Genomic DNA, 17,585 nt, shown 5'->3' with positions numbered 1-17,585 from the left:
GTGTGGTTTAGTTAGTAGAGAAAATAAGCGTTGCCTGTCCTATAAAGTTTTTTTGATTGATAACATCATTAGTTAATGGCTTTGGCGCATAATACTGTGATTCATCACTGTTGGTCAGCATAAAAGTAACTGCCAGTTTATAGGTACCGGGTGCCTTATTAATAGTTTGGCTGTAAGTACTTAAGGCCCGTGCAGCTTCGGCATCGCACGCAGGATCAAATCCTTTATCAACTTTTACACCTGTTACTTTGTGGTCTTTATTTATATCAAGAGATAACAATACATGCCCGTTAACTTTGTTTTGAAAAGCCACAGTGGGATAACGGGTATGTTTTTTCAGGTAAGTAATAAGATCTTTATAAGCGGCATCAAATGGTGGTGGTGGCGGCGGCCTTTTGCTTATCTGGGCTGCTGTTGGTGGCGCAACTGCTGCATTTTTTTTAACAACCGGTGGCGGTGGCGGCGGGATATTCTTTAGACCTTTTTGCTGAGCATCTGTCATCCCCACAATGTTAATTACGCCTATGTAGTTTTCATCTTTAGTAGCAACCGGAGGCGGAAACTTTACATTATTATCTCCAAGCATCATGAAATTAATACCCAGTTTATAATCGCCTGCCGGGGATTTTATTTTGCCTTTAAAGCTTTTTACCGATTGCAATAAGGCTTCATTCAAACCAAGCCCGGCTTTGCCCATTACATTCGCGTTGGTTACATTCCCTCCTTCATCTACATGGAAATTTAATAATGTACCTCCGCTTCGTTTACTTTTAACAGCTTCCGCAGGATATTTTACAGTAGCAGAAAGGTAGTCTACGAACGTTTCAAAAGGCGACTTAACTACAGTCGGCGGCGGTGGTGGAGGCGGAAGGTTACGTTGTTTTTGCTGTACGGATGCAGGGGCGTTTACCTTTTTCAGATACCCTTTCATGTCGTAATTAAAAAACTTGTATCCGTATTTTTCCGCCAGCATTTTGCGCTCGGCATCGGTAGCATCTGTACTGTTATAGGTTTTTTCGTTGCCATTGTTATCTGTAACTGTTACAGTAAAATACTCGGTTTTATCATCTATTAAATAGCCCCTTTCCTGTATGATATTACCGTTTTTTATAATGGCAGGTGGCTTCGTAGCAAACGTAGTATCGGCTTTGAGTGATTCGCGCGGTACAATTTCTATTAGGTAACCATGTTGCTTGGCTTCTGTTTGTTGCTCTTTGGTTAGTGTTGCTACAGTGTACTCTCTCTTAAAACCGTCCTCTTTGTCTACAACCACCTTATCTGATATTCCAGAAATGTTAGCGGCAATATCTGTTAATTTAAGGGTATATTTTGCGCTGTCTGCTTTTGCAGCTACAGGCATTGCCTTTCGTGGAGACAGATCTATTAGCCCGTAATCCTTACTAAACACCAGTGTTGATGCGCCAAGCATCCCCACACAAAGTGGTACTGCTGCCAGGTATTTTAGCCTTGCTAACTTACCCGACCGTTTTTGATTTAACATGATTATTCTCCTTTTTAAAAGATTGTTATTAAAAAATGAATGAGTAACGGAGGCACCTGGCAGTCCATAAGCGCTGCTAAGCAGGAAAGATGAATAAGCCAGCGTGTCATTTTCAAGGGCCGCGGTTTGCTCGTCGGCTATATATTCATGCACCGTTTTCAGGCTTTGCTGAAACATATATACTATAGGACTGAACCAGTTGACCACTTTCAAAATCTCCAGAAACAGGATGTCTACAGAGTGTTTTTGGCGGATATGTACCATTTCATGGGCTATAATGGTATGGGGCTGTTGCAGATCTGTACCTATATACAGGTAATTAAAAAATGAAAAGGCCGTATGGCTTTCAGTCAGCTTAACAAGTTGGTATTCTGAGGTTTCTTGTGATTTACCGGCTTTTGTTAAATTATATAAACGCCATAGCCTGATAACGAAAACAATAAATGCAACTAATACACCGGCGGCATAAATGTATGCCAATATATCATTAAGGGTTATTTGAATAGATGGTGCAGTTTTAGCGGTATGCTGCTCTATGTTTGTGAATGGTACATAAGAGGTACGCACAGAAACCGTTTGTATACTTTGAGCAGGTGCTGATTTTAAGGCACTTACCTGTGTAAGCGGAATTATAAAAGCCAAAATGCATGCTGAGATCAGATACACCCGGCCAAGTGTATAGTGGGTATTGTTATCAAGCAGCAAGCGGTAGCATAAATAAAATACCCCCAGGTATATATTCGCTTCTATAAGGTAATGTAGCCAGCTCATTTTTTTTGCGATTTAAGTTTTTCAATCAGTTCACTTAATTCGTCCAGCTCCTTAACACCAAGCTTTTTTTCATCGGCAATAAAGGATACCAGGCTTTTATAAGAGTTATCAAAGTAGTTGGTCATCAGCTTATCAATGGTATACTTTTTATATTCAGCTTCGCTGATAAGCGGGAAATACACATGTGAATTGCCATAGGCTTTATGATCAATAAACCCTTTGCCTTCTAATACCCGCACTACGGTTGATACGGTATTGTATGCTGGTTTGGGGTCGGGCATTTGCTCCAATATGTCTTTTACTATAGCTTCGTTTAACTGCCATAGTATCTGCATAATCTGTTCCTCGGCTTTGGTGAGTTCCTTGTGTTTCATTGCAAACTATTTTTATAGTTAGGCTAAGGTAAAACTATTTTTATAGTTTGCAAACTATTTTTGTAGTTTTATTTTTTGCTAATAATTTTAGGCTAAAGCGTTATATTGGTGCTCGCTTAAATCTTATGTCGTTACACCATCAAATAGCTTTAACTTTTCTCAAAAAAATTGGTCCTGTGCTGGCAAAATCAATGATTAGCCAGTTTGGGAGCGCCGAGCAGGTATTTAAACTTTCAAAAGATGCGCTGACCAAAGCCAGAGGGGTAGGGGCAAAAACGTTAGTAAGTACTGATTTTGATGAAGCGCTGAAACGGGCGGAACGTGAGCTGGATTTTATTGAGCGCAATAACATAGATGTTATATATTATACGGATGCGCGTTATCCGCGCAAGCTAAAAAGCTGCCACGACTCACCCCTTCTTTTATACTCAAAAGGTAATGCCAATCTTAATAATCAGCGCGTTATCAGCGTTGTTGGCACCCGTAATGCTACCGACTATGGCCGAAACCTATGCAGGCAGTTGATTGAAGAGTTGCAGGAATATAATGTACTCGTAGTTAGCGGCCTGGCTTTAGGTGTAGACACGGCAGCGCACAGGGAAAGCCTGCGGTTAAACATTCCTACCGTTGGCGTATTGGGCCATGGCTTTGACAGGATGTACCCGGCAGGTAACCGCTCGCTGGCCGAAAAGATGCAGCAAAATGGTGGTTTGCTTACCGAGTACCCATCAGAAACGGTGCCTACTAAAGATAATTTTCCGCAGCGCAACCGCATTGTAGCGGGCATGGCAGATGCCACAATAGTTGTTGAGGCAAGTATAAAAGGTGGTGCTTTGATAACGGCCGAGATAGCCAATAGTTATAACCGCGATGTGTTTGCTTTCCCCGGAAGGCTGGGAGATGAATATTCTGAAGGCTGTAACTTCCTCATCCGCAATAACAAGGCTGGATTATTAACCTGTACCGCCGATCTGCCTTATAGCCTGGGGTGGGAAAGGAATTCAGAAGCTAAAGGCATGCCCGATCAGTTGACACTGCCTATAGATCTGTCTGAAGAGGAGCGTAAAGTATTTGAAATAATTCAGTTAAATAAAGCTCCGCTCGCAATAGATGATCTTTCTCTCAGGGCGGATATGCCTGTAAGCCAGTTAGCCATGACACTCCTTGATATGGAATTACAGGGATTTATCCGCTCCCTACCGGGGAAAACCTATGCTATCAATTAATTTTTGGCGTATTGTAATAACTAAGTTTACCGGCGCCCTCATATAGTTCCATCCAGCTTTGTACTTCAAATTCTATTAGTGCTATCGCACAGGTAGGCACATCTTTAATTTCATTACTCAGGTAATAAAGTACCTGGCTTATACCGGGGTTGTGCCCAACCAAAGCAATAAAATCATGCTCATCAGGCAGGTTATAAATCACCTTTAACAGCATGCTTTCGCTTGCATCATATATGTTACTGTTGGTGATAGCCTGTGGTAAGCCCAATGCCTGGCTAAAGACGTTTGCGGTTGAGAGTGTTCGCAATGCAGGGCTTGCTATTAATATCTGCGGTTTAATATGATCAGCATTTAATCTGGAAACCATCAACTCCGCCTGGTGGAAACCTTTATCTGTCAGTGGGCGCTCAAAATCTATGAAGCCGCTTTCGTGGGTGGCTTTGGCATGGCGTATCAGTAGCAGCTTTTTCATGGTTTATAAAAATAAAAAAAGCGGAGCAAATGCCCCGCTTTAGTTGTTAAAAAAACTTAGCATTAAAAAGCATAGCCTACCGAAATGCCAAAGACACGCGTTTTTGTTGATGATGATGATTGGTTTGATATATCTGTTAAACCCAAATCGTAATTAAGATTCAATAATACACCTTGCTTAAATTTATAGCCAATAAGAGCTGTAGCGCCAGCATCAATTCTTTTGTATTGGTCTTCGCCATCACCAAATCCAATATCATCAGATTCACTTTGTCCATTGCTGTTACCTTCAAGTTTTGCTGATAAACCATATCCAAGATACGGACCGGCGCCGATGTAAAACGTACCTGCTACTGAATTAACATTGTAAACAAAGTTTAATGGAAGTTGCAGATAGTTGATTTTTGCCTTAATAGTGATATTGGTTTCGTCAAATTCGCCAGACTCTTTAGCGCCCTTACCCGTGTAAAGTAATGCAGGCTGTACAGACCAATTGCTCCCGGCTTTAAAGTCAACAAAAATACCTGCAGAAAAAGAGGTAAGTGTTCCGGTAGTAATGCTACTGGACGAGGTGTTAGAAGAACTGGTTAACGAAGCAAGGTTTAAACCACCTTTAATTCCCACTGTTGGGGTTTGTGCAAAAGTTGCAGATACTGCGAATGCGCAGCAAATTGAGAGTAAAATTTTTTTCATTGTGCTTTGATTTAGCTTGAGCGGCGAAGGTAAAGAGTTTTTCGGAAGATTAGCTACCTGTTTACAAAATCTGTAATAGGCGCCTCGGGCATATCCCACATACATTTAAAATGCCCGAGCGGGCACTTTTCCAACCCGAATTTAGAACATGGGCGGCAATACAGATCTATCCCCGAAACCAATGACTCTTTTACCATATAGGGTTGAACACCAAGCAGATCAGGTATGGTGCCGCCCCAGATAGATACAATTGGCTTTTTAAAGGCTTCGGCAATATGGGTAAGGCCGGTATCAAAGCCTATAACACTTTTAGCCTGCGAAACTAAAAAAACCGATTCATCCAAAGTGGTTTTGCCGCATGAGTTATATACTTTTTCACCTGCAGCCGCTGCAATTTCATCTCCGTTTGCTGTCACATCGTTGCCGCCCAGTAATACTATAGGTAAATTAATATCACCGCAAATGCTGCTGATTTTTTTATTAGGCATCCGCTTGGTAAAGTGCGTTGCGCCTATTACAAACGCCACATATCCACTTTGGTGCGATGCTGGCAGCAAACTGGCCAGCTGGTGGTTTTCTTTGATATAATAATCAATAGGTTGGCCGTCATTTGTTACCCCTAAAAACTGTACAGCTTTCATGTAACGGTCCACCAGGTGCAATGGCGGTACAAGGTTTTTACGCAACTTTAAACTAAGCCATTTTCTGATAGTCTGTTTGCTGTAGGTAGATGATCTGATGCCTGTCCTTATCTTGATGATAGCCGTACGAAGGTTGTTATGCAGGTCGATGAGGTAATCGTATCGCTCAGATTTAATTTCGGCTATGGTTTCATTCAATATTGGCTTTAACAACAGCAGCTTATCTACATAGGGGTTATTATCATATATATATTTAAAGGCGGGCTTGGTTATAAAGTGTATTTCGGCATCGGGCAGTTGCTTTTTAAGGCAGCGTACCACGGGTGTAGTATAAATTATATCACCCATCGAGCTGAAACGGATAACCAGTACCTTCATGCTATGTGGTTTGCGCCCTTATTTTATTGATGATAGATGTTGATGAATATCCCTCAACCAGGTTGATGGTTTTTACTTCGCCGCCATTGGCCAATACTTCCTTAGCGCCGGCTATCTGGTCAACGGTATAATCGGCTCCCTTAACCAGTATATCTGGCAGCAGGTGCGCTATAAGGTCGCGCGGGGTATCATCTTCAAATAAGATAACCGCATCCACAAAAAACAAGGCTGCCAATAAGGCCGCACGGTTATTTTGGTCGTTCACCGGTCGGCTTTCGCCCTTTAACCGCTTAACAGATGCATCCGTGTTAAGGCCGATGATCAGTTTATCACCTAACTCTGCGGCCTTGGATAGGTAAGTAATATGCCCTAAATGCAGCAGATCAAAAACGCCGTTGGTAAAAACTACCCGCTTATCCTCTTTCTTCCAGTTGGCTATCTGAGTTGTAAGGGCAGGCAGGGATATGATCTTATCAAGCAGTGTTTGTTCAAGATTAGGGCGCATAAAAGGTGTTAAATTAAAATAATTCGTCAACGGCCTTACACAAAATATGGCCTATAAGTATGTGCATTTCCTGTATACGGGCAGTTATGTTTGATGGTACTACAAGGTTTAAATCGCATATCCCATTCATTTTCCCGCCATCCCTGCCGGATAGGCCCAGGGTTTTGCACCCTAACTGGCTTGCCGACTTAAAAGCATTCAATATCCCCTGGCTGTTACCACTGGTGGATATACCAATGAACAGATCGCCTGGTTGCGCCAGCGCCTCAACCTGCCGCGAAAACACATGCTCATAGCCATAATCATTAGCTATTGCGGTAAGCGCGGATGTATCAACCGTTAAAGCAATGCCCGGCAAAGCGCGGCGTTCTTTTACAAAGCGTCCGCTAAGCTCGGCTGCTATATGCTGGGCGTCCGCAGCACTGCCGCCGTTACCGGCTATAAGCACCTTGTTGCCGTTGTTTATGGCATCGGTAATTAGCTTACAGGCATATTCAATATCGCCGGTAAGGGTTTCAATTACCTTTTGTATGGTGTTTTGGTGTTCGTATAATTCTTCAATTACCATTTCAATGTATCGTCAGATGGGCATTGCTGCCTTAATTTATAGTTGTTAACGGATTTCCATATCATGCAGTATCTCATTTACGGTAGTCACTGCACTGCCCGGTTGCCTAATTACGATAGCCGCTGCATGGTTGGCCAGTTCGCACGCTTCTTCTATGTTAAAGCCCTGGGCCATAAAGTAGGCCATGGTGGCTATTACGGTATCACCAGCGCCGGTAACATCAAACACCGAGGTAGCTTTTACCGGCAACAGTTTATAAGCCAGCGGGCTTATAATGGCCATGCCCTGTTCAGATAAGGTAACCACAATATATTCGGCACCAGTCTGTTTCAGTATGATCTGTGCTGCCTGCTGCACTTCTTCAATGCTGCCTATTTTTTCCACTTTGGCGGCCTCGGCAAGTTCTTTACGATTAGGCTTAATGATATACGCCCCTTTGTATTTTAAATAATTTAAGCCTTTGGGGTCAATAATTACTTTTTTACCCTGGGCATTGGCCTCATCAATAAGTTGTTGAGTCAAATCTGGCGAAAATAAGCCTTTATTATAATCTGATAATATAATTACATCAGCCTTTGCAATGTATTGTTTGATATTATCAATAAAGCTTTGTTGAAGATGCGACGGTAGCGGCGTAGCAACTTCACGGTCTACCCGTACGAGTTGATGGCTGCCTGCCATAACACGTGTTTTTATGGTAGTAGGGCGGGAGCTGTCTTTAAATATTCCCTGTGCATTAACGCCTTCATTTTCCAGTACTTCGGTCAGTCTTACCGCGTCTGCATCATCTCCGGTTACACCGCCGAGGGTGATTTCGGCGCCAAGTGCAAGCAGGTTCTGGGCTACATTGGCAGCGCCTCCGGGTGTTATAAATTCGCGGTTCACATTAACTATGGGGACGGGTGCTTCGGGCGATAACCGGTTTGCATCACCTATAATATAATGGTCAATCATCAGATCGCCTATCACCAGGATATTTGGCTTGAGGCCGGCTTGTTGTTTTTCGCGTACTTTTTGTGATAACATAAATGTTACTGGGCGGATATAGGGTTGTTTTTGATTACTGTGTTTTGCAGCGAATTGCTACACCATGGCCGCTTTTTTCTTCTCAAACACCTTTTTTATTTCGTCCAAAGGTAATGCATTTAGGCATTGTTCTTTAGTTATACCACCTTTTCGGGCAATATAGACACCGTATTTCATGTCCTGCAGCCTGCTGGTGCGATGTGCATCGGGGTTGATAGATAACATTACGCCCTTCTCAAGCGCGTAGTGGTGCCATCGCCAGTCGAGGTCGAGCCTAAGCGGATTAGCATTTATCTCGATGACGACATTGTTGGCTGCGCATGCGTCGATCACTTTTTCATAGTCAATTTCGTACCCCCTGCGGCTAAGCAAAAGCCTGCCGGTAGGGTGGCCTAAAATGGTAGTATAAGGGTTTTCAATAGCTTTAATGATACGAGCAGTAGCCTTTTCCTTATCCATTTTAAGGTTGGAGTGTACCGATGCTACTATAAAATCAAACCGCTGAAGTATCTCTTCAGGGTAGTCAAGCGCGCCGTCATTCAAAATATCCGACTCGATGCCTTTGAAAATATGAAAGCCTTCGAGCCTTTTATTCAGGTGGTCAATTTCTTCCTGCTGCTGCAATACCCTTTCAATGCTCAGCCCTTTAGCGTAGAAAGCACTCTTGCTGTGGTCGCAAATGCCCAAATATTGCAGCTTTAATTCGTCGCGGCAGTATAGAGCCATTTCTTCAAGCGTATTTACACCATCGCTCCAGGTACTGTGATTATGCAGTGCGCCTTTCAGGTCGTGGTAGGTAATGAGTGTGGGCAGTTGGTTATTGTTTGCTTTTTGTATGAAGGTAGTGCCTTCGCGCAATTCGGGCTGTATCCAGGTCAGGTTGGCCTTTTCGTAAATAAGTTCTTCACTGGCGGGCGATTCAAGCTCGTTACTGATGCGTTTCATAACTGCATCCACATGCTCTTCGCTGCCGGTATTTATAAACAACTCTTTATAATACTGCGACCTTTGCACACATATAATATCAACCAGTAACCCGCTCTTAAGCTCGCCCGAAACATGGGTGCCGTTGAGGCTTACGTTACTTAAAATATCAGAATTTACCAGCGCGTTATAGGCAATTTGCTGATCTATGCTGCCAATAACGATCACCAGTTCGCTGATCACCTCGCTAAGGCGACGGAATTCCCCGGCAAAATGTTTAAGGGCGTCCGGAAATACCGCGCGGATCTCTTCCATCAGCTCATGCGCTTCTTCCTCTACCTGGGCATACAGGAATTTGCCGTTACCGGCCATCCGGAACTCAATGACTTTTTTTATCTCCTCCTGCGTTTTTAAACCGAAGCCTTTTGCTTCTATCAGTCGGTTTTCATTACAGGCATAATAAAGTTCGCCAAGGTTTTCTATGCCGAGTTCCTTCCATATGATCGCTATTTTTTTTGGGCCGATACCTTTAATGCCCATCATTTCAACAATTCCCTCGGGGGTTTTGGCAATCATATCCTCCAGCTCGGTAATGGTACCTGTTTGCAGTAATTCTATAATTTTTGCTGCTGTACTTTTGCCAATTCCTTCTGTTTTTTCAAGCTCATCCTGTGTCTTACCATCTATATTAAAAGGCAGCTTATCTATTTTGAAAGCCGCGTTAGCTATAGATTTTATCTTAAAAGGATTAACCTCATGCAATTCCATCAACTGCGACAGCAGCCTGAAGGTGCGGGCTATTTGCTTGTTCTCCATAAAGTTTATCAGTCGGTAAAAATAGAAAATTGGCCTTGCTGTACGAAATACATTTATGCTTGAACAGCTAACCTAAACAGATGTTTTAACAGGTAAATACAAAAGCCACCCATAAGGGGTGGCTCCAAAACTTTGTATCACAGGAACTTATTTTATAACCACATCATAAGGCATGCGCATTTGCGGGGTGCGCATCATTTTGGTAACGCCTTTTATCTGTTGATATATACCGTAGTTTTCGCCAAGCTCGGCTTTTACAAAATGCGCTTTTACCTCAGATGTAAGGCCTTCGCCAAATCTGTCGAGGGTGCTTTTTTGCTCCGGGTAGCTTACCAGTTTATAATCTTTTAGTCCGGCTTTCTTAGCGGCCGATCTTACCGCGTCTTTAACATTTCCCAACCTGTCAACCAAGCCTATCTTTAAGGCCTGGGTGCCTGTCCATACCCGGCCCTGGCCAATGCTGTTGATGTATTCCTGGGTTTTGCCACGCCCTTGGGCAACGGCTTTGGTAAAATCGTCGTACCCTCGGTTTACGCTGTTTTGTAAAATTAGCCTTTCTTCAGGCGTTAACGGGCGACTAACATCTCCCAAGTCGGCATACTTACCGGTTTTTACACCATCAAAGGTAACGCCCAGCTTATCATTAAACAGTTTTTGCATGTTAGGCAATACTGCGAAAATGCCTATCGAGCCTGTAATGGTATTGGGTTCGGCTATGATCGAGTCGGCCGCGCAAGCAATATAATACCCGCCAGAAGCGGCAACATCGCCCATGGATACGATAATAGGTTTTACTTTTTTAGTAAGCATCACCTCGCGCCATATCACATCAGACGCCAGCGAACTGCCGCCCGGAGAATTTACCCGCAGCACTACAGCTTTAACTTTATCATCTGTACGTACCTTACGCAGCGCTTTTGATATGGTTTCCGAGCCAATGTTGTTATCGTCCCCCTCACCGCCGGATATTTCGCCCGAGGCGTAAACTATGGCAATGCGGTTTTTGGAGCCCGTTTGTTTGGTGTCACCAGATTCAGGCGTGTTGCTTTTCAGATAAGCATCCATCTCAACCCCGGCCAGGTCATCTTTCTTATCAACACCTGTTCGGTGTTTCAGATCGGCTATGATCTCATCTTTATACTTTAAACCATCAACAAGGCCATATTTAACCGCATCTTCGGGCTGTTGAATACGTGCGGTATTGGCGTAGTTAAATAGCGAATCCTTATTGATATGACGCGCGTTGCTGATACCGGTCAAAAAATGATCGTACATGGAATTGAGGTACGAGGTAACCTGCATACGGTTAGCATCGCTCATTTTGGTGAGTACAAATGGCTCAACAGCGCTTTTATAAGTGCCTACTTTGATTACCTGGGCCTCGATGCCCAGTTTATCAAGCGCCCCTTTTAAAAAGGTAATTTCCGAACTGAAACCCCTGAACTCAAATATACCTTTGGGGTTGATGTAAACTTTATCTGCTACAGATGCCAGATAATAAAAACCCTGTGTATAAATTTCAGAGTAAGCAACCAGGAACTTGCCGGATTTTTTAAAATCTATCAGCGCGTTGCGTATCTCTTCGGTAGTTGCCTGGCCATTCATCATGTAGCTTTCGTCTAAAAAGATACCCTTTATATGGTCGTCGTTTTTAGCTTTTCTGATACTCGCCAGTATATCGTTGAGCCCAAGATCGCGCGGTTTATCCAACCCTAAAAATGGCAGGTTATTTAAAGGATTATTAGGAGTACGTTCGGTTATTGCATAATCAAATTTGATATAAAGTACAGAATTTGAATCGACCTCGATCGTTTTATCGCTGCCCGCAACACCAATAATACCCAGCAAAATCAAAAAACCAACAATAAAAACAAGTGTAATACCAACAACGGTAGCCAATACAAATTTTAAGAATTGTTTCATTAACTATTATAAATCATTTATCTATGCAAACTTAGCAATTGCATGGTATTAAGAGCTAAACCGTTGATATTTGTTACAACATGATTGATGTTTTTTTACTATTAGGAAGTAATCTGGGGGATAGGCAACTGTTTTTGCGAAAGGCAATTAGGCTTATTGAGCGGGATATTGCGCCTGTTATTCAACTATCATCGGTTTATGAAACGCAATCCTGGGGTAAAACAGATCTGCCCGACTACCTTAACCAGGTAGTGTTGCTTCAAACCCGTTTATCCGCGCAACAGGTTTTACAAAAGGTGTTAAGCATCGAAGCAGCGCTTGGAAGGGTGCGCGAGGAAAAATGGGGATCGCGGGTGATTGATATTGATATATTATTTTACGGAGATGAGATCATCAATGAAAAAGATCTGATTGTACCTCATCCGCAATTACACAACCGCAGGTTTACTATTGAGCCGCTTTTTGAGCTTGCACCTGATCTTGCTCACCCACAATTAAATAAATCAATTAAACAGTTAAAAAATGAACTGACTGATAACTTGATAGTGAAAAAATTATATTTTTGATTTATATAAACCAATATAAATGGCCGATTTATTACCTAACCAGGACCTTGACCTTTCTTTTTTGTACGAAATTGCTGATGGCAGCGATGAATTCATAGTAGATTCGATAGGTATGTTTCTTGAACAAACCCCTCAGTTGCTTGAAACCATTACCAACGCTATAAACGCACAGGATTGGGAAACGGCATCTGCCGTATCGCACAAGTTAAAACCCAACCTTGGCTTTTTTGGTATGCCTGTAAGCCAGGCAACCATACAAGAGGTTGAACTGGCCTGCAAAGCAGGCGCGCCAAACCCGGAAGAAGTTATTGAGAAGTTTAACCGGGTAAAAGCTACAGTTACCGCCAACCTGGCCGAGCTAAAAAAAATCAAGACAGAAAAGGAAGCGAATCTGTAATAGAGGTGAAAGCAAAAAGGCTAAAGCTGAAAGTATAAGATAGCCTGAAAATGAGGCAACATCAAACTGATTATAAAAAAAATAAGCAAGCCAATTGGCTTGCTTATTTTTTTTATACGGTAATATTTAAAAGCTTTAGACCTTTAGTCCATCAGCTTTACTCTCTGAGTTTTAGTCTTTCCGCTTACTTAAGCTACTTCTTCCAGTTTAAAGCTGTAGCTTTCCATGATTAGGTTGGCTAATAGGTTTTTGCAGGCTTCATCCACTTTTGCACTTGCGGTAGCTTCGCTGTCGGCCTCAATTTCCAATGAAATGTGCTTGCCTATCCTGATATTTTGTATCTCAGATAATCCAAGGTTTTTCATGCTGCCGGTAACGGCTTTCCCTTGTGGGTCAAGAATCTCTTTTTTCGGCATTACATCAATTTCGGCCAGGTATTTTTTCATTTTTAATTAATATAAATACAGTACATAGCTATTTTTTTGAACCGCTTATTACTGTATCATCAGCAAATTTAAGTTGAATTAATGATAAGGTGATATACATTACTATAACCACCGGAACCGCCGCAAATTTAAAAAATAGTATGAGTATTGCCGAAAACAGCAGTAACAAATAGCGGTAAAAATTTTTATTGAAATCGCGGTTTTTAAATTTTAATGACATCAGCGGAATTTCTGCAACCAGTAATACACACATCACAATAATAAATACCGACAACAGGTAAGGGTTAAGCACATACTTGGCAACCCCGGTGTATTGTATAAGTATTAAAGGTATCGAAGCAATTAATATAGCGTTTGCCGGGGTAGGCAACCCAATAAAACTTTCGGCCTGGCGGGTATCTGTGTTGAATTTGGCCAGCCTTAATGCCGAGAAAACCGGTATAAGAAATGCAATGAAGTTAAGCCACTCACTTACATGCGGTATCTGGGGCGCCTGCAGCATCAGCATATACATAATTGCCGAAGGCAACACACCAAAACTTACCATATCTGCCAACGAATCCAGATCTTTACCGATGCCCGAAAAGGACTGAAGCACACGGGATGCAAAGCCGTCAAAAAAATCAAATATGGCCGCCAGAAAGATGGCATAAGCGGCAAATACTAAGTTATCCTGAAAAGTAAAAACAATCCCGATGCATCCGCTGAACAAGTTTGCGCATGTTATTGCATTCGGAACATGTTTTCTTACCCGTCGACTCATAATATGATGAAGGTATCACAAAATTTACAAAAACGCAAAGGGAGTTATAATTAACCTTATGTTACCTATAACTCCTTTTTGTATGCAAATATTATGAATTCATTGATATTAAGAACTCTTCGTTAGTTTTTGTACCGCGTATCTGCGCCTGCAAAAACTCCATCGATTCTTGCGAGTTCATGTCGGCAAGGTGGTTGCGCAATATCCATATACGCTGCAGGGTATCGCGGTCAAGCAACAGGTCGTCGCGGCGGGTGCTTGATGCGGTTATATCTATAGCAGGGAAAATGCGTTTGTTTGATAGCTTACGATCCAGCTGAAGCTCCATGTTACCGGTACCTTTAAATTCTTCAAAGATCACCTCGTCCATTTTAGAGCCGGTTTCTGTAAGGGCCGTAGCAATAATGGTTAATGAGCCGCCATCCTCAATGTTACGCGCGGCGCCAAAAAAGCGTTTAGGCTTGTGCAATGCATTGGCATCAACACCGCCCGATAATATTTTGCCGGATGCAGGGGCTACAGTATTATAGGCACGGGCCAGGCGGGTTATCGAGTCCAGCAGGATAACTACATCATGGCCGCACTCAACCATGCGTTTTGCTTTTTCCAGTACGATGTTCGCAATTTTTACGTGGCGTTCGGCCGGCTCATCAAATGTTGATGATACTACCTCGGCACGTACGCTGCGTGCCATATCGGTAACCTCCTCCGGGCGCTCATCTATCAACAAGATGATAAGGTAAACCTCGGGGTGGTTTTTAGCTATAGCATTAGCCACATCTTTAAGCAGCATGGTTTTACCCGTTTTTGGCTGCGCTACAATTAACCCGCGCTGCCCTTTTCCAATGGGCGAAAAAAGGTCCATGATACGGGTTGAGTAGTTACCCGGATCGGTAAACAGGCTTAATTTTTCTGACGGGAAAAGTGGTGTAAGGTGGTCAAAAGGTACACGGTCTCGCACCTCGGCAGGTATACGGCCGTTAATGGCCTCAACCCTTACCAGCGGGAAGTATTTTTCACCCTCTTTTGGCGGGCGTATGCTGCCACGCACGGTATCACCGGTTTTTAACCCGAATAATTTAATTTGCGATTGCGAAACATAAATATCATCGGGCGAGGTAAGGTAATTATAATCAGACGAGCGAAGGAAACCGTAACCATCAGGCATAATTTCAAGCACACCCTCGTTTACAATAACGTTATCAAAATCAAGGTTGATAGCAGGTTCCTGTGATTTTTGCTGTTGCTGGTTATTACGGCGGTCAAACTTTTGCGGGCGCGTTTCAGCAACGGGTGCTTCCGGCTGAGCGCTTTGCTGCTCGGTAGGGGCGCTTTGCTCTGCAGCCGGTGCTGCGGCTGTTACTTCTTCTGCTTCTGTTTGTGATTCGTCGGGCTGATCAAATAAATTTGTATCGTCCAAAGGGACTTCAACACGTGGCTCTTTGCTTTTAATTGTGCGTGTACGCTTGCGTGGCTTATCGGTTGACTCGGCTGCCGCGGGGGCGGCCGTTTTTTCTGTATAGTTGTTGTTGGTTATTTGTTGTTGGTTGCGTGCAGTTTCTATCAGGTTTTGCTGCTCAACAATAGCAGTTATCAGCTGTGCTTTTCTGTAGTCGTCGGCTTCTGCAATACCTAAACTTTTGGCAATTTCGCGCAACTCAGATACGAGTTTGTCGTTCAATTCGGTTGTCTCAGACATGTTATGAATTATAGTTCAATTGGAATTATATTGAAAGATTGTTGTGAAACCCTGATTATGCAATATCAAGCCCAGGTAAGTATTAGATAAATAATAACGTGGAGATCAAAATTGTTTCTTTAGTACAAGAAATAAATCAGGAAACGTTGCAATTTTACTGAAAATATATCGAATTGCAAATTTATTAAAAAAAATAAGAGTTGTATATTAATTTTTAGTTTTGCCTACTTACTTAAAATTCCGTTAAATGCTATCGCGAAGCCAGCTGATTGAACAGATAAAGCAAAAAAGAACGTTCCTGTGTATAGGCCTTGACACTGATATTGATAAGATACCGGCCTTTTTGAAAGAATATCCTGATCCGGTTTTTGAATTCAACAAGCGAATAATTGATGCCACCCGCGATCTTTGTATCGCTTATAAGCCCAATGCCGCTTTTTATGAGGCGCGGGGTGTTAAGGGACTTCTGAGCCTGATTGCCACACAGCAATACCTGCCAAAAGATTGCCTGAACATTATTGACGCTAAAAGAGGCGATATAGGGAATACATCAGATAACTATGCCCGTGCTTTTTTTGATCAGCAAAATTCAGGTATGGATTTCGATGCCATAACCGTTACACCATATATGGGTAATGATAGTGTTACGCCTTATTTAAAGTATGATGATAAATGGGTAATTATCTTAGCGCTCACCTCATCTGCAGGCAGCAAAGATTTTCAGTACCTTAACACAGGCGAGGGCTTTTTATATGAAACAGTAATTAAAAAGGCAAACACCTGGGCTGGCGCAGATAGGCTGATGTTTGTAGTGGGCGCTACTAAAAGCACCGAGTTTACCGATATACGCAAACATGCACCGGATAACTTTTTACTGGTACCGGGCGTAGGAGCACAGGGTGGCAGCCTGGAAGATGTTTGTAAATATGGTATGACCAAAGATTGCGGGCTGATCGTCAACTCTTCGCGGGGCATTATTTACGCCAGCAACGGCGAGGATTTTGCCGAAGCCGCACGTGCTGAAGCCCTGAAACTGCAACAACAAATGCAGCAGGAACTGGAGAAAGCGGGAGTTATTTAAGAGAGTCAAGAGTCAAGAGTCAAGAAGCAAGAAGCAAGAAGCATGAGCCAAGAACCAGGAGCCAGGAGTAATCCTGATTCCTGATTCTTTAATCTTGACTCTTGAATCCAAGGTCTTATTTATGCTTCAAGTTTTCCCTCGATAGAATCGTCAAGCGTTTGGCCTATGGCCGAGCCTACCAGTTGTTTAACAAAGGCGATGGCATTGCCGTGTTTATTATCCCAATAGTAGCCCTGGGTTGGAGATACCTTTATAACGGTAATGCGTGGATCGTCTTTACCTTCGGTGAACCAGGTTTTTAAGATAGGCTCCCAAAGTTCATCAATTTTAGCTTTGTCTTTGCTGATCTCTGCCGTACCATAGATATTCAAAAAATCCGAGTGTGCAGAACCCTGAAATAGCAGTTGCACGAATGGGTCGTGGCTTATTTCGTTATTTTTGTGGCTGTCGTCTGCGCTTAAAAACCAAAGGTCACCATTGTCGTCAATTTTTTGCGGCGACATAGGGCGGGTAGAAAAAGGCAGGCCTGTTTTAATGTTGCTGCAGAAAAAGCAGCTTGAGGCGGCTTCTGCCAGTTCCTTCATTTTTTTCCATGCCTCGTTACCTTGCAGGTTCTGAAAGTTATCTTCTGGTTGTTGTTGATTAATGCTATCCATTGTAATATTTCAATAAGTTAAATGATAAGATATTAACCTTGATGAAAATTAATTGTTTGGATAAGAATGCTGTATTAGTAAATTGTTGTCAATATGAGGTGTACGCTTTACTAATGGTTCGACAGGCTCACCATGACACTCTTTGATGTGTCAGTCTGAA

18 protein-coding genes are annotated in these 17,585 nt (G+C 42.6%); 4 read left to right on the top strand and 14 right to left on the bottom strand.

Annotation, left to right across the window (positions count from 1 at the left end; genetic code table 11):
* Nucleotides 1-7 precede the first annotated feature (7 nt).
* The gene (locus ACFQZX_RS01565) at nucleotides 8-2,272 is read right to left on the bottom strand and encodes a M56 family metallopeptidase (RefSeq protein ID WP_377110990.1); all 2,265 of its coding nucleotides are present in this window, start codon (nucleotides 2,270-2,272) and stop codon (nucleotides 8-10) included.
* Nucleotides 2,269-2,646: a BlaI/MecI/CopY family transcriptional regulator gene (locus tag ACFQZX_RS01560; RefSeq protein ID WP_377110989.1), complete on the bottom strand. Its 378-nt coding sequence runs from the start codon at nucleotides 2,644-2,646 to the stop codon at nucleotides 2,269-2,271. The genes ACFQZX_RS01565 and ACFQZX_RS01560 overlap by 4 nt, the downstream gene beginning before the upstream one ends.
* Before the next feature lie 125 nt (nucleotides 2,647-2,771).
* Here ACFQZX_RS01560 and dprA point away from each other — a divergent pair, with 125 nt between their 5' ends.
* Nucleotides 2,772-3,872 carry a DNA-processing protein DprA gene (gene dprA / locus ACFQZX_RS01555; protein WP_377110988.1) on the top strand — a complete coding sequence of 367 codons (1,101 nt, stop codon included), beginning with the start codon at nucleotides 2,772-2,774 and terminating at the stop codon, nucleotides 3,870-3,872.
* Here the strand turns inward: dprA and ACFQZX_RS01550 are convergent.
* From ACFQZX_RS01550 to sppA, 8 genes are all read right to left on the bottom strand, one after another.
* Nucleotides 3,865-4,344 carry a SixA phosphatase family protein gene (locus ACFQZX_RS01550; protein ID WP_377110987.1) on the bottom strand — a complete coding sequence of 160 codons (480 nt, stop codon included), beginning with the start codon at nucleotides 4,342-4,344 and terminating at the stop codon, nucleotides 3,865-3,867. The genes dprA and ACFQZX_RS01550 overlap by 8 nt on opposite strands.
* Nucleotides 4,345-4,406: 62 nt before the next feature.
* The gene (locus tag ACFQZX_RS01545; protein ID WP_377110986.1) at nucleotides 4,407-5,036 is read right to left on the bottom strand and encodes a porin family protein; all 630 of its coding nucleotides are present in this window, start codon (nucleotides 5,034-5,036) and stop codon (nucleotides 4,407-4,409) included.
* 53 nt (nucleotides 5,037-5,089) lie between these two features.
* Nucleotides 5,090-6,055, bottom strand: coding sequence for a glycosyltransferase family 9 protein (locus tag ACFQZX_RS01540; RefSeq protein WP_377110985.1), 966 nt, complete (start codon nucleotides 6,053-6,055; stop codon nucleotides 5,090-5,092).
* Between the two features lies 1 nt (nucleotide 6,056).
* A complete protein-coding gene (rfaE2, locus tag ACFQZX_RS01535) occupies nucleotides 6,057-6,560 on the bottom strand; it encodes a D-glycero-beta-D-manno-heptose 1-phosphate adenylyltransferase (RefSeq protein WP_377110984.1) in 504 nt (167 codons plus the stop codon).
* Between the two features lie 13 nt (nucleotides 6,561-6,573).
* Entirely contained in the window at nucleotides 6,574-7,128 is a 555-nt protein-coding gene (gene gmhA, locus ACFQZX_RS01530; protein WP_377110983.1) for a D-sedoheptulose 7-phosphate isomerase, read from the bottom strand.
* A 45-nt stretch (nucleotides 7,129-7,173) separates the two neighbouring features.
* Nucleotides 7,174-8,154: a D-glycero-beta-D-manno-heptose-7-phosphate kinase gene (gene rfaE1, locus ACFQZX_RS01525; RefSeq protein WP_377110982.1), complete on the bottom strand. Its 981-nt coding sequence runs from the start codon at nucleotides 8,152-8,154 to the stop codon at nucleotides 7,174-7,176.
* Between the two features lie 57 nt (nucleotides 8,155-8,211).
* On the bottom strand, nucleotides 8,212-9,894 hold the full coding sequence (locus ACFQZX_RS01520) for a helix-hairpin-helix domain-containing protein (protein WP_377110981.1): 1,683 nt from the start codon (nucleotides 9,892-9,894) through the stop codon (nucleotides 8,212-8,214).
* Between the two features lie 147 nt (nucleotides 9,895-10,041).
* Nucleotides 10,042-11,817 carry a signal peptide peptidase SppA gene (gene sppA / locus ACFQZX_RS01515; protein ID WP_377110980.1) on the bottom strand — a complete coding sequence of 592 codons (1,776 nt, stop codon included), beginning with the start codon at nucleotides 11,815-11,817 and terminating at the stop codon, nucleotides 10,042-10,044.
* Nucleotides 11,818-11,897: 80 nt separating this feature from the next.
* On the opposite strand from sppA, the gene folK reads away from it, so the two are divergent.
* The gene (folK, locus tag ACFQZX_RS01510) at nucleotides 11,898-12,383 is read left to right on the top strand and encodes a 2-amino-4-hydroxy-6-hydroxymethyldihydropteridine diphosphokinase (protein ID WP_377110979.1); all 486 of its coding nucleotides are present in this window, start codon (nucleotides 11,898-11,900) and stop codon (nucleotides 12,381-12,383) included.
* Nucleotides 12,384-12,402: 19 nt separating this feature from the next.
* The gene (locus ACFQZX_RS01505; protein ID WP_377110978.1) at nucleotides 12,403-12,780 is read left to right on the top strand and encodes an Hpt domain-containing protein; all 378 of its coding nucleotides are present in this window, start codon (nucleotides 12,403-12,405) and stop codon (nucleotides 12,778-12,780) included.
* Nucleotides 12,781-12,968: 188 nt separating this feature from the next.
* On the opposite strand, the gene purS is transcribed toward ACFQZX_RS01505, so the two are convergent.
* From purS to rho, 3 genes are all read right to left on the bottom strand, one after another.
* Nucleotides 12,969-13,226: a phosphoribosylformylglycinamidine synthase subunit PurS gene (purS, locus tag ACFQZX_RS01500; RefSeq protein ID WP_377110977.1), complete on the bottom strand. Its 258-nt coding sequence runs from the start codon at nucleotides 13,224-13,226 to the stop codon at nucleotides 12,969-12,971.
* Between the two features lie 28 nt (nucleotides 13,227-13,254).
* Nucleotides 13,255-13,989, bottom strand: coding sequence for a CDP-diacylglycerol--serine O-phosphatidyltransferase (pssA, locus tag ACFQZX_RS01495; RefSeq protein WP_377110976.1), 735 nt, complete (start codon nucleotides 13,987-13,989; stop codon nucleotides 13,255-13,257).
* Nucleotides 13,990-14,080: 91 nt separating this feature from the next.
* The gene (gene rho / locus ACFQZX_RS01490; RefSeq protein ID WP_377110975.1) at nucleotides 14,081-15,688 is read right to left on the bottom strand and encodes a transcription termination factor Rho; all 1,608 of its coding nucleotides are present in this window, start codon (nucleotides 15,686-15,688) and stop codon (nucleotides 14,081-14,083) included.
* Nucleotides 15,689-15,935: 247 nt separating this feature from the next.
* Between rho and pyrF the strand changes: the two genes are divergently transcribed.
* Nucleotides 15,936-16,769 (top strand): orotidine-5'-phosphate decarboxylase, encoded by an 834-nt coding sequence (gene pyrF / locus ACFQZX_RS01485; protein ID WP_377110974.1) that lies wholly within the window; start codon nucleotides 15,936-15,938, stop codon nucleotides 16,767-16,769.
* A gap of 119 nt (nucleotides 16,770-16,888) precedes the next feature.
* Here pyrF and ACFQZX_RS01480 read toward each other — a convergent pair whose 3' ends face one another.
* Nucleotides 16,889-17,425 carry a pyridoxamine 5'-phosphate oxidase family protein gene (locus ACFQZX_RS01480; protein WP_377110973.1) on the bottom strand — a complete coding sequence of 179 codons (537 nt, stop codon included), beginning with the start codon at nucleotides 17,423-17,425 and terminating at the stop codon, nucleotides 16,889-16,891.
* Nucleotides 17,426-17,585 lie beyond the last annotated feature (160 nt).

Source organism: Mucilaginibacter litoreus, from assembly GCF_042676805.1.
Lineage (GTDB): Bacteria > Bacteroidota > Bacteroidia > Sphingobacteriales > Sphingobacteriaceae > Mucilaginibacter > Mucilaginibacter litoreus.
Note: the sequence above shows the minus strand (reverse complement) of the source record. Positions and strands in the feature narration are given on the sequence as shown.

Bases quoted from the DNA above. Each gene is read 5' to 3' on its own strand.
- ACFQZX_RS01565 (WP_377110990.1), bottom strand. From the start codon at position 2,272: ATGAGCTGGCTACATTACCTTATAGAAGCGAATATATACCTGGGGGTA.
- ACFQZX_RS01560 (WP_377110989.1), bottom strand. From the start codon at position 2,646: ATGAAACACAAGGAACTCACCAAAGCCGAGGAACAGATTATGCAGATA.
- dprA (WP_377110988.1), top strand. From the start codon at position 2,772: ATGTCGTTACACCATCAAATAGCTTTAACTTTTCTCAAAAAAATTGGT.
- ACFQZX_RS01550 (WP_377110987.1), bottom strand. From the start codon at position 4,344: ATGAAAAAGCTGCTACTGATACGCCATGCCAAAGCCACCCACGAAAGC.
- ACFQZX_RS01545 (WP_377110986.1), bottom strand. From the start codon at position 5,036: ATGAAAAAAATTTTACTCTCAATTTGCTGCGCATTCGCAGTATCTGCA.
- ACFQZX_RS01540 (WP_377110985.1), bottom strand. From the start codon at position 6,055: ATGAAGGTACTGGTTATCCGTTTCAGCTCGATGGGTGATATAATTTAT.
- rfaE2 (WP_377110984.1), bottom strand. From the start codon at position 6,560: ATGCGCCCTAATCTTGAACAAACACTGCTTGATAAGATCATATCCCTG.
- gmhA (WP_377110983.1), bottom strand. From the start codon at position 7,128: ATGGTAATTGAAGAATTATACGAACACCAAAACACCATACAAAAGGTA.
- rfaE1 (WP_377110982.1), bottom strand. From the start codon at position 8,154: ATGTTATCACAAAAAGTACGCGAAAAACAACAAGCCGGCCTCAAGCCA.
- ACFQZX_RS01520 (WP_377110981.1), bottom strand. From the start codon at position 9,894: ATGGAGAACAAGCAAATAGCCCGCACCTTCAGGCTGCTGTCGCAGTTG.
- sppA (WP_377110980.1), bottom strand. From the start codon at position 11,817: ATGAAACAATTCTTAAAATTTGTATTGGCTACCGTTGTTGGTATTACA.
- folK (WP_377110979.1), top strand. From the start codon at position 11,898: ATGATTGATGTTTTTTTACTATTAGGAAGTAATCTGGGGGATAGGCAA.
- ACFQZX_RS01505 (WP_377110978.1), top strand. From the start codon at position 12,403: ATGGCCGATTTATTACCTAACCAGGACCTTGACCTTTCTTTTTTGTAC.
- purS (WP_377110977.1), bottom strand. From the start codon at position 13,226: ATGAAAAAATACCTGGCCGAAATTGATGTAATGCCGAAAAAAGAGATT.
- pssA (WP_377110976.1), bottom strand. From the start codon at position 13,989: ATGAGTCGACGGGTAAGAAAACATGTTCCGAATGCAATAACATGCGCA.
- rho (WP_377110975.1), bottom strand. From the start codon at position 15,688: ATGTCTGAGACAACCGAATTGAACGACAAACTCGTATCTGAGTTGCGC.
- pyrF (WP_377110974.1), top strand. From the start codon at position 15,936: ATGCTATCGCGAAGCCAGCTGATTGAACAGATAAAGCAAAAAAGAACG.
- ACFQZX_RS01480 (WP_377110973.1), bottom strand. From the start codon at position 17,425: ATGGATAGCATTAATCAACAACAACCAGAAGATAACTTTCAGAACCTG.